This window comes from Arthrobacter sp. ov118 (assembly GCF_900116495.1).
Taxonomy (GTDB): domain Bacteria; phylum Actinomycetota; class Actinomycetes; order Actinomycetales; family Micrococcaceae; genus Arthrobacter.
Genome location: NZ_FPAY01000001.1, coordinates 185301 through 201072 on the forward strand (window position 1 = coordinate 185301; position 15772 = coordinate 201072).

The 15772-nt window shown below is 67.1% G+C and carries 18 protein-coding genes; 8 read left to right on the plus strand and 10 right to left on the minus strand.

All coding sequences use genetic code 11. The features are described 5' to 3' along the window. The first annotated feature begins 2 nt into the window (after positions 1 to 2). Positions 3 to 1130 (plus strand): Mrp/NBP35 family ATP-binding protein, encoded by a 1128-nt coding sequence (locus tag BM372_RS00790; RefSeq protein ID WP_090950564.1) that lies wholly within the window; start codon positions 3 to 5, stop codon positions 1128 to 1130. A 2-nt stretch (positions 1131 to 1132) separates the two neighbouring features. Here the strand turns inward: BM372_RS00790 and BM372_RS00795 are convergent, their stop codons facing one another. The 3 genes from BM372_RS00795 to sigE form a co-directional block, all read right to left on the minus strand. Further along, the gene (locus tag BM372_RS00795; RefSeq protein ID WP_090950568.1) at positions 1133 to 1543 is read right to left on the minus strand and encodes a twin-arginine translocase TatA/TatE family subunit; all 411 of its coding nucleotides are present in this window, start codon (positions 1541 to 1543) and stop codon (positions 1133 to 1135) included. An 81-nt stretch (positions 1544 to 1624) separates the two neighbouring features. Continuing rightward, a complete protein-coding gene (locus tag BM372_RS20575) occupies positions 1625 to 2743 on the minus strand; it encodes a hypothetical protein (RefSeq protein ID WP_090950571.1) in 1119 nt (372 codons plus the stop codon). An 86-nt stretch (positions 2744 to 2829) separates the two neighbouring features. Then, on the minus strand, positions 2830 to 3483 hold the full coding sequence (sigE, locus tag BM372_RS00805) for an RNA polymerase sigma factor SigE (RefSeq protein WP_090950573.1): 654 nt from the start codon (positions 3481 to 3483) through the stop codon (positions 2830 to 2832). A 283-nt stretch (positions 3484 to 3766) separates the two neighbouring features. On the opposite strand from sigE, the gene BM372_RS00810 reads away from it, so the two are divergent. Continuing rightward, positions 3767 to 4399, plus strand: a complete 633-nt coding sequence (locus tag BM372_RS00810; protein WP_090950576.1) for an O-methyltransferase — start codon at positions 3767 to 3769, stop codon at positions 4397 to 4399. Positions 4400 to 4521: 122 nt separating this feature from the next. Here BM372_RS00810 and BM372_RS00815 read toward each other — a convergent pair whose 3' ends face one another. From BM372_RS00815 to BM372_RS00830, 4 genes are all read right to left on the minus strand, one after another. Next, entirely contained in the window at positions 4522 to 4689 is a 168-nt protein-coding gene (locus tag BM372_RS00815) for a DUF3117 domain-containing protein (protein WP_081710118.1), read from the minus strand. A gap of 261 nt (positions 4690 to 4950) precedes the next feature. Next, positions 4951 to 6183, minus strand: coding sequence for a glycosyltransferase family 39 protein (locus BM372_RS00820; RefSeq protein ID WP_090952821.1), 1233 nt, complete (start codon positions 6181 to 6183; stop codon positions 4951 to 4953). A gap of 50 nt (positions 6184 to 6233) precedes the next feature. After that, positions 6234 to 6590, minus strand: a complete 357-nt coding sequence (locus tag BM372_RS00825; protein WP_090950579.1) for a DivIVA domain-containing protein — start codon at positions 6588 to 6590, stop codon at positions 6234 to 6236. 35 nt (positions 6591 to 6625) lie between these two features. Further along, complete coding sequence (locus BM372_RS00830) at positions 6626 to 7483, minus strand: LOG family protein (protein WP_371261681.1); 858 nt, start codon at positions 7481 to 7483, stop codon at positions 6626 to 6628. Positions 7484 to 7695: 212 nt separating this feature from the next. Between BM372_RS00830 and BM372_RS00835 the strand changes: the two genes are divergently transcribed. The 4 genes from BM372_RS00835 to BM372_RS00850 all read left to right on the plus strand — a co-directional run bounded on the left by BM372_RS00835 (position 7696) and on the right by BM372_RS00850 (position 10976). Continuing rightward, positions 7696 to 8451 carry an amino acid ABC transporter ATP-binding protein gene (locus tag BM372_RS00835; protein WP_090950582.1) on the plus strand — a complete coding sequence of 252 codons (756 nt, stop codon included), beginning with the start codon at positions 7696 to 7698 and terminating at the stop codon, positions 8449 to 8451. Between the two features lie 58 nt (positions 8452 to 8509). After that, positions 8510 to 9394, plus strand: coding sequence for a glutamate ABC transporter substrate-binding protein (locus BM372_RS00840; protein ID WP_090950585.1), 885 nt, complete (start codon positions 8510 to 8512; stop codon positions 9392 to 9394). Between the two features lie 98 nt (positions 9395 to 9492). After that, positions 9493 to 10143 carry an amino acid ABC transporter permease gene (locus tag BM372_RS00845; RefSeq protein WP_090950588.1) on the plus strand — a complete coding sequence of 217 codons (651 nt, stop codon included), beginning with the start codon at positions 9493 to 9495 and terminating at the stop codon, positions 10141 to 10143. Continuing rightward, the gene (locus tag BM372_RS00850) at positions 10140 to 10976 is read left to right on the plus strand and encodes an amino acid ABC transporter permease (RefSeq protein WP_090950590.1); all 837 of its coding nucleotides are present in this window, start codon (positions 10140 to 10142) and stop codon (positions 10974 to 10976) included. The genes BM372_RS00845 and BM372_RS00850 overlap by 4 nt, the downstream gene beginning before the upstream one ends. An 86-nt stretch (positions 10977 to 11062) precedes the next feature. On the opposite strand, the gene dapE is transcribed toward BM372_RS00850, so the two are convergent. Further along, positions 11063 to 12265, minus strand: a complete 1203-nt coding sequence (gene dapE / locus BM372_RS00855; RefSeq protein ID WP_256213976.1) for a succinyl-diaminopimelate desuccinylase — start codon at positions 12263 to 12265, stop codon at positions 11063 to 11065. Between the two features lie 129 nt (positions 12266 to 12394). On the opposite strand from dapE, the gene dapD reads away from it, so the two are divergent. Both dapD and BM372_RS00865 read left to right on the plus strand, forming a co-directional pair. Continuing rightward, positions 12395 to 13417, plus strand: coding sequence for a 2,3,4,5-tetrahydropyridine-2,6-dicarboxylate N-succinyltransferase (gene dapD / locus BM372_RS00860; protein ID WP_090950593.1), 1023 nt, complete (start codon positions 12395 to 12397; stop codon positions 13415 to 13417). A 99-nt stretch (positions 13418 to 13516) separates the two neighbouring features. Next, positions 13517 to 14368, plus strand: coding sequence for a hypothetical protein (locus tag BM372_RS00865; protein WP_371261682.1), 852 nt, complete (start codon positions 13517 to 13519; stop codon positions 14366 to 14368). 58 nt (positions 14369 to 14426) lie between these two features. Here BM372_RS00865 and BM372_RS00870 read toward each other — a convergent pair whose 3' ends face one another. Next, positions 14427 to 15038, minus strand: coding sequence for a hypothetical protein (locus tag BM372_RS00870; RefSeq protein ID WP_090950596.1), 612 nt, complete (start codon positions 15036 to 15038; stop codon positions 14427 to 14429). A gap of 58 nt (positions 15039 to 15096) precedes the next feature. Further along, the gene (locus BM372_RS00875) at positions 15097 to 15762 is read right to left on the minus strand and encodes a TetR/AcrR family transcriptional regulator (RefSeq protein ID WP_090950598.1); all 666 of its coding nucleotides are present in this window, start codon (positions 15760 to 15762) and stop codon (positions 15097 to 15099) included. Between the last annotated feature and the right edge of the window lie 10 nt (positions 15763 to 15772).

The following is a 15772-nucleotide window of genomic DNA, read 5'->3' on the forward strand; positions in this document are numbered from 1 at the left end:
GCATGAGCACCCCGCTGGAACAGGCAGTGCACACGGCACTGGCCACCGTGATCGACCCTGAACTCCGCCGGCCTATCACCGAACTCGGCATGGTGGAGTCCGTGGAGATTTCCGGCAGCGGCAGGGTGCGGATCGTGGTCCTGTTGACCATCGCAGGCTGCCCGTTGCGCGGCACCATCACCGCAGACACCGAGGCCGCGCTGTCCACCGTGCCGGGTGTCACCGGCGTCGAGGTTGACTTGAAGGTGATGACGCAGGCGCAGCGGGACGCCCTCAAGGAGATGCTGCGCGGCTCCGGCGGCCAGCGCGGCATCCCCTTCAATGCGCCCGGCTCGCTGACCAAGGTGTACGCCGTGGCCAGCGGCAAGGGCGGCGTGGGCAAGTCGTCGGTGACGGTCAACCTGGCGTGCGCCTTGGCTGCCCAGGGGCTCCGTGTGGGGATCGTGGACGCGGATGTGTACGGGTTCTCCGTTCCGGGGCTGATGGGCATCAGCCAGGCGCCCACGCGGGTGGACGACATGATCCTGCCGCCGGTGGCCTACGGGGTCAAGGTCATCTCCATCGGCATGTTCGTCACCGGGAACCAGCCTGTGGCTTGGCGCGGCCCGATGCTGCACCGGGCGCTGGAGCAGTTCCTGACGGACGTCTACTTCGGCGACCTCGATGCCCTTTTCCTGGACCTCCCGCCGGGCACCGGCGACATCGCGATTTCGGTCGCGCAGCTGCTGCCCAAGGCGCAGATCCTGGTCGTGACCACCCCGCAGGCGGCCGCGGCCGATGTTGCGGAGCGGGCCGGGGCCATCGCCACCCAGACCGGGCAGACCCTGGCCGGCGTCGTGGAAAACATGTCCTACCTTGAACTACCCGACGGCGGCAGGATGGAACTGTTCGGCAGCGGCGGCGGCGCTGTGCTCGCCGAGCGCCTCTCGGCCACGGTGGGAGAGGACGTGCCGTTACTGGGCCAGATTCCGCTCGAAGTCCTGCTGCGTGAGGGCGGGGACGCGGGCGTGCCCCTGGTGCTGGGTCGTCCGGAGACACCGGCGGCGGTGGCCCTGGCCGGGATCGCCGGAAAGCTGGCGGCGGTTCCCCGCGGGCTCAAGGGCAAGCACCTGGGCCTGCAGCCCCGCTGAACCTAGGTCGCCTCTGCGTCGAAGGGCGCAGGTTCACCCTCGGGCAGCCGCTCGACCGGGCGGGCCGGGCGGTGCTCCGCAACGGCCGTCGCCGCCGCAGCCGTTGACACCGCAGCCGTTGACACCGCGGCGGGTGCTCCCGTGCTGACCGGCTTGGTGTCGTCCTCCAGGAGGGCTTCCTTGATGATCCGGCGCGGATCGTACTGCCGGGGATCGTACTTCTTCCAGTCGACCTCATCGATATCGATGCCGACTTCTTCCTTGATCTGTTCCCGCGCCCCGGACGCCATGCGGCGCACTTCCTTGACGATATTCGCAAGTTTCTGGGTATATTCGGGCAACCTGCTGGGACCAATCACCAGAAGGCCGATGATCAGCAGAAGTAAGAACTCCGGTCCATTGATTCCAAGCACTTTAGGAAGATTACCCTCTCGTTCGGGCTGGCGACGACTTCGCGAAGCCCTGGTGCCGAGGCTGTCGGGTCCGTCCGCGCCTCACGGGGCCAGGCGCGCCAGGATGCGGCTCAGCCCGCGCTCCATCCGTTCCGCGATCCCGTCGCGGGACACCGATACCGGGGCCGCACCCGAGGTGCCGTCGCCGGCCCGCGCAAGGGCGGTTACGGCGTCGCCAGCCTGTTCGGCCGGCTGGTCCGTGACATACGTAAAGGTGGCTCCCGCGGTCTGGTAAATGGCCCGGAAGGGCGGTCCGGGGTTGACCCAGAGCGCGCCGTCCCGGGCGGCCGGGACGGCCGTCGACGCGCCGGCCCGGCCGGGAGTGAAGCCATCCGCCACGGCGGTGTGGCCGGTAAGGACGTTGGTCGGCGAAGTGTCTGCCGCCCGCCCCGGAACCGCGCCCGGCGCCAACGGCGTGCGGGGGACGTGCTGACCGGACGCGTGCTGGTCGGGTGCATGCTGTTCGAGGACCGTGGCGAAATTCCGGCCGTCTGTGAGGCGCAGCTCCAAAACCTCGTCCCCGGACAGGGCACCTGCGCGGGCCCAGACCAGATGGAAGCCGAGCTCCCGCAGTTCCGGACACGCCCATCCCTGCGAGCGGAACGCGGCAAGTTGACCGGCGCTGAGGGCCCCGGCCGGAATGGAGGCGGGCTCGCCGCCCAGGCCGAACCCGATCCGCGCCCCACTGCCCGCCTCCCCCGCGGCGCGGGGGACGCCGTCACCTGCCGCACCAAGCTGGTCCTCCGGGACGAGCGGCTCGGCGATCTCCGACCGCGAGAGGGCAGCGGCCTCTGTTGCGTCTGCCGGGACCCCGGCGTCGCTTCCCATGAGGTAGGCGGTACCAGCCATGAGGACAAGCGCCGCAACGGCACCGCCTGCCGCCAGAGCCGGCGGCAGCAAGCCGGCGCCGTGCTCCGGGTCCGCTGCTGGGGTGGCGAGCGGCGCTGTATCGGTCGGTTGTTGGTCGGGCCGCGGTGACCCGTGCCGTTCAGCGGCCAGCTGCTCGGTCCGCGCCAGGAGCCGTGCCGTCAGGTCGTCGCTGGCCTCGGGCACGGCGGCGCTGTGGAGCCTCTCGAGATACTGCCGCTCCCGCTGTTGCCGGCCGCGGCACTCGGGACACGACTCCACGTGCTCATGACGGTCGGCGGAGCGCTGCCGCATAGAGCGGATGCGGCCCCGGCCGGTCCGTTGGGAGAACCTGCACCCAGAGCCTCCCAGTAAACGTTGCAGCAGACCCATTGACCGGATCAGAGCAGACCGGCGATGCGGGGCATCTTGAGCCGCGGCTTGAGGGACTGCTTGGCCGCCTGTGCCGGGCGCGGATCGCGGTGCGCGAGCTTTTCACGCAGCATTGTCCGGCCGCGGTGGATCCGGGACCTGACGGTCCCCAGTTTGATGTCGAGCGCCGCGGCGACTTCGTCGTAGGACAGACCCTCGAGATCGCACAGCACGACGGCGGCGCGGAAGTCGGGGGGAAGCTCTTCGAGCGCCGCCTGAACGTCGATGTCGAGGTTGTTTAATTCGAAGCTTTGCTCCGGACCGGGCTCCCGGCCCGGAATCCTCGACTCGGCGTCGTCGGCCAGGGCGTCAAAGCGGATCCGGCTCTTGCGCCGCGCCTGGTCCAGGAACAGGTTAGTGGTGATGCGGTGCAGCCAACCGTCCAGCGTGCCGGGCTTGAAGTTCTCCAACGAACGGAACACCCGGACGAACACCTCCTGGGTGAGGTCTTCGGCGTCGTACTTGTTCCCGGTCAGCCGGTACGCGAGGCGGTAGACCTTGGCGGAGTGGTTGGTCACCACTTCCTCCCACGTGGGGCGTACCCATTCGGCTTCCGCCGCGGTCCGCGACCCGGCGGTTGGATCAGATTCCTCAGTTGCCGGGACAGGTGTCAGAACCGACATCGTCCGCTCCCCTCATGGATGGTACCTACGCCTGAACGGTGCCCGTTTACACGGGTTCCTGCACCCTTCATTCGACGCCGATCACCACGCGGATGAGCGGATAACCATCATTTCAAAATAATCTGGGAATTTCCTGACGCCAAGCACTCTTCCGCCCAAGGCGGAACGCCCCCGCTCCGGCGTGGCCCCGGCGGGCCGCGGCGCTGCCCGCCTCCGTGTCCCGTCCCGCCTGACACAGTACGCTGTAGGGAGAACTCCCCTGCCGCCCAGAAAGCGATTACCCATGAGCGCCGATAAGTCCACGAGCTGGTCCTACGCAGAAGATCTGCCTGCCGAGGATGAGGTCCTGTTGCACGCGCGCGAACGGTCCTTCGAGCTTGGCGTGACGCCGATCGGTCCGGGCGTGGGTGCCGTCCTCACGGTGCTGGCGGCAGCGTCCAAGGCGCAGACCGCGGTGGAGATCGGCACGGGCGCCGGGGTGTCCGGTGTGTGCATCCTGCGCGGCCTCGGTCCGCAGGCCGTCCTGACCACGATCGACGTCGACGTCGAACACCTCAGGGCGGCGCGCGAAGCGTTCCAGGAAGCCGGCAGCCCGGCCAACCGCACCCGCACCATTTCGGGCCGCGCCGGCGACGTGCTGCCGCGGCTGACCGACGGGGCCTACGATCTCGTCTTCATTGACGCCGACAAGCCGAACTACCCCAGCTACGTGGAGCAGGCCGTCCGGCTGCTCAAGTCCGGCGGCCTGTTAGTCGTTAACGACGCCCTCGACAAGGACCGGGTGGCGAACCCTGCGGCCCGGGACGCCACCACCGTGGTCCTGCGCCAGATCGGCAAGTCCATCCGCGACGACGACCGCCTGGCCTCCGCCATGCTGCCCACCGGGGACGGCCTCCTAATCGCAGTCAAAAAGTAGCAGCCAAGAAGTAGCAGTCAAGAAGGAGCAGCCAGAGACGGCAGCGGAGCGCAACGGAAAAAGGGCGGGGCCCGCAGCCTGTGGCTGGGACCCCGCCCTTTTGCGAAGCTCTTGGTGTGAAGCTATTCGGTGACGCCGACGAGGCATTCCTTGAGGTTGCTCGCCTCAGCAGCATTGAGTTCGACCACCAGCCGCCCCCCGCCTTCGAGCGGAACACGCATGATTAAGCTTCGTCCCTCTTTCGTCACTTCCATAGGGCCGTCGCCGGTGCGTGGTTTCATTGCCGCCATAAGGAATATCCCCTCCATTAGTCCCTGACATACCAGCCCGGCCGGGCTGCGTCCGCTTAGCCAATTAAGTCGCCCGGCAACACCCCGGGAGGCGGCCGGGACAGACTCGCCCACAAATTAAGTCAGTGTGCGTCTTAAGTCAGTGTGCTTCTTGTCCTTGCTTATCCTCTATTATCGCGTAACAGTGCGCCCGGAGCTAATCGTTGGACTTTCCAGCGCGCCCCGCAAAGCCGGGCCGCGACCGGGAATTGGTGTTGCAGGTCACGGCGGATAGTCTCCTCCACCGGGCAGTTGCGCCCACGCCCACAACCAGACAATCCAGACGATCTGCAGCAGAACGAACATGACCACCACGGTCCCGCGGTAGGCGCGGGAGCGTGAGACCAGGGCGGTGCTGAGGGCGAGCGGGAACAGCGGCAGCAGCATCCGGAACGTGCTGGTCTGGGGATGCAGGAACACCAACAGGTAGCCCATGTAGCAGCAGCACCAAAGCCTCAGTTCAGTGCCCAGTGCCACGACGGGCCGGGACATCATCAGCAGGGTGAAGGCGGCAACGAAAAGGAACGGCGCCAGCACGCCGAACATCGGCCCAAAGAGCAGAATGCCGGTATCGAACCATGGTTTGAACGGCACCAGGTCATCGCCGCGCCAGGCGGTTTCTGTCTTGGTATAGGCTCCCGGATCGCCGGTCACCGCCCAGGCAACGGCCGGCCACACAAGCGCATCGATCCCGCTCACGGCGGTCAGCCCGCCCAGGGACCAGAGCTGGGCGTTGCCATGGACGGGAACTGAATCGCCGGGCTTCGCGGCGACGCGCTGCCAGAGTCGGTAGAGGAACAACACGCCCATCATGACGGCGAACGGAACGCCGGTGGGCCGGGACAAGCACATCAGGAGCACCGCGGGCATGGCCCACACGTACCGGCGCTCCAGGACGAGCAGGAGCACGGCCCCCAGCAGCAGCAGGTTGAGGGATTCGGCGTAGGGCACCTGCAGCACCGGCGCCACCGGGAACACCGAGAGGAACACGGTCCCCCAAAGCGCTGTCCGGTGGGTGGTCCGGTGCCGGAAGATCCTGTACGCAACGAGGGCAGCAGCGGCCCCGCAGACCAGCGCGATGGCCGTCAGCGACCACGCCGGCCCGGTGCCCGTGAGCCCGGACAGGACCCGCCCCAGCACGGGAAACAGCGGGTAGAAGGCCCACGCGTTCTCTTGGACGGTGCCGGAGGCATCGGTCGGCAGCAGCGCCGGATACCCGTTCTGCAGCGCTTCGGCATACCAGCGGGCGTCCCAGATATTGATGAAGTTCCAGTAGTCAGGCTTGGCGGGAAACCATGGATTTACCCCCTGGTGCAGGGCGGCCGCCATGAAGATGCAGGCGCTGACCAGCCGTGCGGCGATATAAATGCCGGCCACCTGGGTCCACCAGGGCCACCGCGACATCCGGGCGCCGGCGGCGGCAATTCGGTTCCACGCCGCGGCATTTAATCCCATCGGCCCCCGTGTGGCGGGCGCGGCAATGGTCTCCGGGTCTTCCGCGTGGCTCACGAGGGCTGCTCTGTCGGCGGACGGAGTCGTTCCAGCTCCTCCCCGAGTGCCTGGATCTTCTGGTCTTTGGCGATGATCTGGTCGCGCAGGTCATCAAGGACCTGGTCCACCTGGTCCATCCGGTAGCCGCGGAGGCCTACGGCGAAGCGCAGATGGTCGATGTCCGCGGCGCCGGCCTGCTCGGGCAGGAGGACCGGCGGCAGGGAGGCGACCGGTTCATCGAAGCCGTCCTCAAAGGCGGCGCCGGCACCGCCGGTCCGACCCCGCCGAAAAACTTTCGGCACCAGGCCGGTACCCAGGAGGACGGCGACGCCGACCAGCACAATCGCCACGAAAACGAGGAAGAGACTCACTACACCATCGTGCCAGACGCGGGCGGCCGGGCGCTTCAGCCCCGCGTTCCGCTGCCGTTTGCGCCATTCGGGTTCCGGTGCCGGGCAGCGCCCGCCACGATGAGTTCGACGGCCAGCGCGGGGTCGTCTACCACCTGCAGGAGGTCCAGGTCTTCCGCGGAAACCATCCCCTCCGCGACGAGGGTGTCCCGGACCCAATCCAGCATCGGGCTCCAGAAGGCGGTCCCCATCAGCACGATCGGGAACGACGTCACCTTGTGGGTCTGCACCAGGACCATGGCTTCGAAGAGTTCGTCCAGGGTGCCCAGGCCGCCGGGGAGCACGATGAAGCCTTGGGCGTACTTGACGAACATGGTCTTGCGGGCGAAGAAGTACCGGAAGTTGATGCCCAGGTCGACCCACTGGTTCATGCCCTGCTCGAAGGGCAGCTCGATTCCGAGCCCCACCGAGACGCCGTTGCCCTGCACGGCGCCCTTGTTCGCGGCCTCCATCGATCCGGGGCCGCCGCCTGTAATCACGGCCAGTCCCGCCTCAGCCAGTTTGCGTCCCACCTCGACGCCAAGCTCGTAGTTCGGACTGCCCGGCACGGTGCGTGCGGAGCCGAAAACGCTGACCGCCGGACCGAGATCGGCGAGCGCCCCGAATCCTTCCACGAACTCGCTCTGGATCCGCAGGACGCGCCAGGGGTCGGTGTGGACGAACTGGCCAGCACCCGTCGTGTCCAGCAAGGTCTGGTCCGACATCGTCACCTTCGCGGCTTTGCGGCGCAGCTCAAGCGGGCCCTTGTGGCGGATTCCGTTGGCCGCCGGGGTGCTGCGGAGTTCACGGGACGGCTTTCCGGCCGGGTTCTGGTCGGCGTTCTCTTCAGGGCCGTGCTGCGGATCGGTACTCATCCCCATAGGCTAGCGCGGAACGCCGCCACTGCCGCTCCGGCGCGTCGGGACCACGCGGCCGCCAGGCGGTACCACGGCCTGCAATTCTGGGGCAGCGCGGGGCTGGCCGCGGCCCGACGGGGACTCTGACGTGCAGGTATCTCTTGAATTACGATCCGCAGTAATGACAGTGATTGCGGTCATATTGCGTCAATCTTCGCTAGATTCTTTCTATGACTACTCAAGTGCCCGGCGATGCCCTCGTCTCCCTGAAGGCCGTGAACAAGCATTACGGCCAGTTGCACGTCCTGAAGGACATCAACCTGAACGTCCGCAAGGGTGAGGTTGTTGTTGTCATCGGCCCCTCGGGTTCCGGCAAGTCGACGCTCTGCCGCGCCATCAACCGTCTTGAGACCATCGACGACGGCGACATCAAGATCGATGGCGTGGAACTGCCCGCAGAGGGCAAGGAACTGGCCAAACTGCGCGCCGACGTCGGCATGGTCTTCCAGTCCTTCAACCTGTTCGCCCACAAGACCATCCTGGAAAACATCACCCTCGGCCCCATCAAGGTCAAGGGCGTCTCCAAGGGCGAGGCCGACAAGGACGCCATGGCGCTGCTGGAGCGCGTCGGCGTCGGGCAGCAGGCCCCCAAACTTCCGGCCCAGCTCTCCGGTGGCCAGCAGCAGCGTGTTGCAATCGCCCGCGCCCTGGCCATGAAGCCAAAGGTGATGCTCTTCGACGAGCCCACCTCGGCACTCGACCCGGAAATGATCAACGAGGTCCTGGACGTCATGGTCCAACTTGCCAAGGAAGGCATGACCATGATCGTGGTCACCCACGAGATGGGCTTCGCCCGCAAGGCGGCCGACCGCGTCGTGTTCATGGCTGACGGCCAGATCGTCGAGGACGCAACCCCCGAGGAATTCTTCACCAACCCCAAGAGCAGCCGGGCCAAGGACTTCCTGTCCAAGCTGCTGACACACTGACCGACTACGAATTCGTACTCTGGCCGCCGGACGGCGGCCGCCCAATGAAAGGAATGTCATGAAGGCATTTTTGACCCGAAGGAAATCCCTTCTGGTTGCAGCATCCGCAGCACTGGCGCTCAGCCTGAGTGCCTGTGGCGGCAGCTCCCCCACGACCACCAACCCGCCCGTAGCGGAGAAGCCGAGCTTTGCCGCCGATTCCACCATGGCCAAGCTTGCGTCCGCCGGGAAGATCACCATCGGCACCAAGTTTGACCAGCCTCTCTTCGGCCAGAAGGGCCTCGACGGCAAGCCGGTTGGCTTCGACGTCGAAATCGGCAAGCTGATTGCCGCCAAGCTGGGCATCCCCGCCGACAAGATCGAGTGGGTTGAAACTGTCTCCGCCAACCGCGAGCAGTTCATCAAGCAGGGCAAGGTGGACATGATCGTCGCCACGTACACGATCAACGACAAGCGCAAAAAAGAAGTCGACTTCGCCGGACCGTACTACGAGGCCGGTCAGGCCCTCATGGTGAACAAGGACAACAACACCATCACCAAGCCCGAGGACGTCAAGGGCAAGAACGTCTGCTCCGTGACCGGATCCACTCCTGCCTCCACGATCGTCGAGAAGTATGGAGCTGTCCTGGTGCCGGCTGCGACCTATTCCGCCTGCCTGGAGCCGCTGCGGAACAAGCAGGTTGAAGCGATCACCACCGACAACGTCATCCTGGCCGGTTTCGTGGCCAAGGAGCCGGACGCCTTCAAGCTGGCCTCGGAGGAGACCTTCACCAAGGAGCCCTACGGCATCGGACTGAAGAAGGACGACACCGCCTTCCGCATGTGGATCAATGACCAGCTGGAGGCCTTCGACAAGGACGGGTCCTACAAGAAGGCCTGGGAAGACACCGCCGGCACGGTCATCAAGACCGCGCCCGCGCTCCCCACGATCGACCGTTACTAGCCGGCTGTGGCGGCCGCCGGGCGTCGGATCTTCCGCAGCCCGGCGGCCGCCACTTCCGTCTTTCGCCTGAAATCCCCTCAACGCAGCTGAAGGAACCTATGGACGTCATTATTGAAAACCTCCCCCAGTATTGGGACGGTTTTCTCCGAACCCTCTTCCTGTCCGTGGTCTCGGGGATTATCGCCTTGATCTTCGGCACCGTACTCGCGGCGGCCCGCGTCTCGCCCATCGCCGCGCTGCGCGGCTTCAGCATGGCGTACGTCGAGATCGTCCGGAACACCCCGCTGACCATCGCGTTCTTTTTCGCCGCAGTGGTTCTGCCCCGCCTCGGCGTCACGTTCCAGCAATTCGAGGTCGCCGCCATCATCGCGCTGAGCGCCTACACCTCGGCCTTCATCGCCGAGGCCGTCCGCTCCGGCGTGAACAGCGTCCCGGTCGGCCAGGCGGAGGCCGCCCGCAGCATCGGCATGAAGTTCAGCCAGGTGCTCTCCCTGATCATCCTGCCGCAGGCCCTGCGCACCGTGATCCCGCCGCTGATCAACATTCTGATCGCCCTGGTCAAGAACTCCTCGGTGGCCGGCGCGTTCTATGTGCTGGAACTCTTCGGCCAGGGCAAGCAGCTGGCCAACGCCAACGGCGACGTCGTCATGTGGGTTCTGGTCGGCGTCGCATTCTTCTACCTGCTGATAACCATCCCGCTTGGCTACCTCGCCAGCGTCGTTGAACGAAAGGTGGCGATCGCACGATGAGCTCTGTTCTCTATGACGTCCCCGGCCCCAAAGCCCGCCGGGTTTCGCTGATCGGCTCCATCATCGGCGTGATCGTGATCGGCGGCCTCCTCGTCCTGGCAGTTACGACCCTCGCCCAGCAGGGAATCTTCGACGCCAAACGCTGGGCGGTCTTCCAGCTTCCCGACGTCTGGGCCCTGATCGCCGCCGGCATCGGCGCCACGCTAGCCGCCGCGGCCGTATCGGCCGTGATTGCCTTCCCGCTGGGCCTGCTCCTGTGCCTGATGCGCATCTCGGACAACGCCTGGATCCGGGTGCCCACCAGGATCGTGCTGGAATTCCTGCGCGGCATGCCCGTGGTGCTCATGATGCTGTTCGTGCTGCTCGTCTTTGCCACCAGCTCGTTCATCGCTGTGGTGGCCGGGCTGGTGCTGTACAACTCGGCGATCTTTGCCGAGATCATCCGCGCCGGCGTCCAGTCGCTGCCCAAGGGCCAGCGCGAGGCCGGCCTGGCGATCGGCCTCACCAGCTTCCAGTCCCGGCTGACCATCGAACTGCCGCAGGCCATCAGGCGTATGCTGCCCTCCCTGGTCGCGCAGCTCGTGGTGCTGCTGAAGGACACCTCGCTCGGCTACATCGTCGCCTACGGCGAGCTGCTCCGGGCCGTCCAGGTCATGGCCGACTTCCTCGGCCCACAGTACCTGTTCCCGGTGTTCTTCGTGGCAGCGGCCATCTACATCGCGATCGACCTGGCGGTCTCCCGCCTGGCCATCTGGCTCGAACGCCGCGGCTCCAAGCGGGCCGCCGGGGGCGTGGCGCACGTGCCGGTCGCGGGTATTCCGGCCGCCAAGTAAGCCGTCCCACCAAAAAGGGTCCGGAACCTCTCGAAAGTTCCGGACCCTTTGTGCGTTGCGCGCTGTGTCTTTTGCGGTGTGTCTTGCTAGGCGCTGAGCCAGGTCCGGAGCGCCCGCAGGCATTCCCGGATCGCGTCCGCCTCGACGTGCTCGTTGTCCTTGTGGGCCAGCAGCGCGTCGCCGGGCCCAAAGTTCACCGCGGGGATCCCCAGTTCGCTGAACCGCGCGACGTCGGTCCAGCCGTATTTGGGCTTCGGCTCAGCGCCAACGGCGGCGACGAACGACGCGGCGGCCGGGTGGTTCAGTCCCGGCCGCGCACCGGCGGCACCGTCCGTGCGGACGACGTCGAATCCGTCCAGCAGGTCCCGCACATGCGCCTCGGCCCCGTCCGGTGACTTGTCCGGCGCGAAGCGGTAGTTGATTTCGACGACGCATTTGTCGGGGATGACGTTTCCGGCCGTGCCGCCGTGAATCTTCACGGCGTTGAGGCTTTCGCGGTAGTCGAGGCCGTCAACCGTCACGGTCTGCGGCTCGTACGCCGCCAGCCGGTCCAGGATGGGGGCCGCGGCGTGGATCGCGTTGCTGCCCATCCAGGCCCGGGCCGAGTGGGCTGCCTCGCCGAGGGTGGTCACCTCGAAGCGGATGGTGCCGTTGCAGCCTCCCTCCACCGTCCCGTCGGTCGGCTCGAGCAGGATCGCGAAGTCCCCGCCCAGCAGCGATCCGTGGTTGCGGACCAGCCGGCCCAGTCCGCTCTTCACCGCCTCGACTTCCTCGTGGTCGTAAAAAACGAACGTGACGTCCTTGTCCGGCTCCGCCCCGCCGTCGAACATCGTTGCAGCCAGCGCCAGCTGCACGGCGACGCCACCCTTCATGTCCGTGGCGCCGCGGCCGTACAGGATGCCCTCCCCCGGCGCACCGGAGGGCCAATAGGTTGGGACGGTCCCGAGGGAGCCTTCGGTGGTGGGGAGCGGGACCGTGTCCAGGTGCCCGGCGAGGATCACCCGCTCGGCGCGGCCGAGGTTAGTGCGGGCGATGATCGAGTCGCCGTCGCGGACCAGCTCCAGTTGCGGCAGCATGCTGAGGGCTTGCTCCACGGCATCGGCCAGGACCTTCTCATTGCCGGACACGCTGTTGACGTCGATCAGGGCCGCCGTGAGCAGGGCGACGTCCTGGCGAAGGTCAAGGTGGACGGCGCTGGAGGCCGCGCTGGCGGCGGTGGAGACGGCGGCGCTGGAGGCCGTGCGGACGGTGTCGGCGCCGGTGGGGGTGCGGGGGTTCGTCGGGGTCACCGTTCCACTGTATCCCTCCCCCGCAGCTGCCCGGCGCCCTCCCACTGAGGCGTCATGGCGGCCCCGCTGCGACTCAGTTGGGCTGTCATGAGTTTCAGCCCGCGCGGACGCCCTCGTTAGACTTGGAGCATGACTGAAACTGCTGCTTCCGCTGTGCCCGCCGACGCCCGCCCCGACGCCCGTTCTGCCTTCGGCTATGGGGTGGCCACCGTGTCCACCCGCAACGGTGAAGCCACCGTGCTGGACGTCTGGTTTCCGGCACCGGCCCTCGGAATCGCGGCCGAGCATCTGCGCGACGTGGCGAATGCGGACCAGTCGCTGATCGACGTCGCCGCGAACGGCACCGACCCGGACCGCGGCACGGAGCAGCAGGTCGTGTTCGCCCAGATCAACCTCGACGAGGCACCGGCAGACACGGCGGACGCCTACCTTCGCCTGCACCTGCTCTCGCACCGGCTCGTCCAGCCCAACAGCATCAACCTGGACGGCATCTTCGGCAAGCTCCCCAACGTGGTGTGGACCAACTTCGGCCCCGCGGCCGTGGAGGACTTCGAGCTCACCCGTGCACGCCTGCGCAAGCGCGGGGCCGTCACCGTCTTCGGCGTCGACAAGTTCCCCCGCATGGTGGACTACGTAGTGCCCTCCGGTGTCCGGATCGCCGACGCCGGCCGGGTCCGGCTCGGCGCGCACCTTGCCGAAGGCACCACGGTCATGCACGAGGGCTTTGTGAACTTCAACGCCGGAACGCTGGGCACCTCCATGGTCGAGGGCCGGATCTCGGCTGGCGTCGTCGCCGGCGACGGGTCCGACGTCGGCGGTGGTGCCTCGATCATGGGCACCCTCTCCGGCGGCGGCAAGGAGAAGATCGCCATCGGGGAGCGGGTCCTGCTGGGCGCCAACTCCGGCGTGGGCATCAGCCTGGGCGATGATTCCGTGGTGGAGGCCGGCCTGTACGTCACCGCGGGCACCCGCGTGCGTGTCATCGGCCCGCGGGATGCCGAGGGCGAGGACACCAGCCAGGTGGTGAAGGCCGTGGAGCTTTCCGGGGTTCCCAACCTGCTGTTCCGCCGCAACTCCACCACCGGCGCCGTCGAAGCGCTGCCGCGCAAGGGCCAGACCGTGGAACTCAACGCGGACCTGCACGCCAACTGACCGTACCGGCTGGTACGGTATGGCGGGCGGTGAGAACCGCCCGCCAGGGACAGTCCCGACGATGTAGCAGCCCGAAAGGGCCTGAGGGAGTTAGTTTTCGTGGCACGACGAGGGAGCTGGCGGCGCCGGATCGTCCTTCTGCTGACCCTTGCGATGGTCGCCGGCGCGGTCTACACCGCGGTGGCGTTCCTGCAGCGCTCGGAGACGCTGGTCACCGAACGCTGCACGGCCGCCGGCAGCGGAGGCGATGACCTCGCGACAGACCAGGCGGCCAATGCTGCTCTCATCACTGCCGTGGCGGTCCGGCGAGGGCTTCCTGCCCGGGCCGCCAGCATCGCACTGGCCACCTCGATGCAGGAATCCAAGCTGCGCAACATCGGCCATGGGGACCAGGCCGGCCCCGACTCGCGCGGGCTGTTCCAGCAGCGGCCCTCGCAGGGCTGGGGGACGACGGCGCAGGTGATGGACCCCTACCACGCAAGCAATGCCTTTTACGATGCACTCGTGGAGATTTCGGGCTACCAGACGCTGGACATCACCGACGCCGCCCAGCAGGTCCAGCATTCGGCCTTCCCGGCCGCCTATGCCCGGCATGAGGAAATGGCGCGTGCGTTCGCCTCTGCCCTCAGCGGCCAAACGCCGGCGGGCCTGGACTGCTCGCTGCGTTCCCCCGACTCCGCCGGCGATCCGGCCACTGTCACGGAGGAAATGACCGCAGCGCTCGGCGTCGTCCCCACGTCCACCGACGGCAGGACCGTGCTGGTGGAGGCTTCAGGCACCCGGGCCTGGTCGGTGGCCCAGTGGGCCGTGGCCAACGCCAAAGCGCTCTCCATCACCAGGATCGACGTCGAAGGCCAATCCTGGAACAGGCAGTCCCGCAAAGGCTGGCAGCCCGCGCAGGTCCCCGCCGGGCTGGTCCGGGTGACGGTCGCCGACGCGCCCGGCAACTAGCCGCTTTCCCCTGGCGTCCAGCCGCCGACTGCAACGCGGCCCCGAGCACCGAAGCGGCTCACACGAGAAGATCCACCACCGGCTGCACGTAGCTGCGGAACAGCTCCCGCTCCGATAACAGCTCGTGGCTCATGATCATCTTGTCCGGCTCGAGGTACCAGGCCCGCGGCTCGGCCAGCGGGAGTTCGATAATTGTCAGGCTGAAATCCCTGGCGGGGCGGCCAACATCCAGCAGTCGGTCCTCCACCATGTCCGCCAGCAGCTGGTTGTTGCTGTTGGCTTCGCGTTCCGCTTCCAGGGCCACGTATTCCCCGCGGCGTTCCCGTGCCCACGTCAGGGCGGCGCCGAAGTGCGCCTGCAGCACCCGGCGGAGCGCCGGTGAATTGCTGAACGCGCGGAAACCCGGCGGAGAAAGCTCCGGCGACATGTCCGGATGGGCCTTCAGGAGCTGATCCCACCACGCCTCCCACTCGGTCCTGAGCGCGGCGGCCCCGCCCACCTCGCCGATCAGATGCGTATGGTCCGCCGCCCGGATCTTCGGCGCGACGTGACAGAGTGCCGGGTGCCCCGCGGTGTCCAGTCCGGCGGCGTCACGGACATAAAGGGCAATGAGCATGGGACCAGAAGTATCCATGGTGATCCGCCAGCCAGGTCCGCCGGTGTGATGCATCCAATTGCCTCCCTTGGCAAGACGTACGTTCCCAGTCTAATCCTGATGTTATTGCACGTTAACGGGTGGTCGGCCCGCCAGCCACCCTTCGGTTTAGGCCTTCCAGATGGGCCTCCAGCACGTCCCTGCACATCGCGGCTGTCATCCATTCCGGCTGCAGGAGGGCGTGCATCGTCAGCCCGTCGAGGATGGCCAGCAACAGTTCGGCTTCCGTGACGAGCACCTGCTGATCGACGCCGCCCGCGGCATCCCCGGCGGCGTCGGCGCCGCCCGCGGCCAGGCCCAGGATGAGGCCGCCCACCACCGCTGCCACCGCGCGATGGCTTCGATCGGCCTCCGCGGCCAACAACGGCTTTGTCCTGGCGGCATTCTTGAACGCCATCCAGACGCAGGCATCGACCGCCCGTTCCTCATCCAGCGGGAGAAACTCCTCCAGAAGCCCCATCACGGCGCTGTGGTGTTCCGCCGACCGTGGCGTCAGGTCGGCCAGCCGGGAGTCCGCGGCGGCGAGGCGACCGGTGATCCGGTCCACCACCACCGCGAAGGCATGGGAGAGCAGCTCGTCGCTGCTGGCGAAATAGTGCCGCACCGAGCCGACGGCCAGTTGCGCCTCATCGGCGACTTCCCGCAGGGAGGCCCGCTCGAGACCGTCGGCAGCGACGATCCTGAAGACCGCGTCAACTACTTCCTGGCGCCGGATTGCGGCGTCGACAAATTTGGGCACTGGTCTTTTT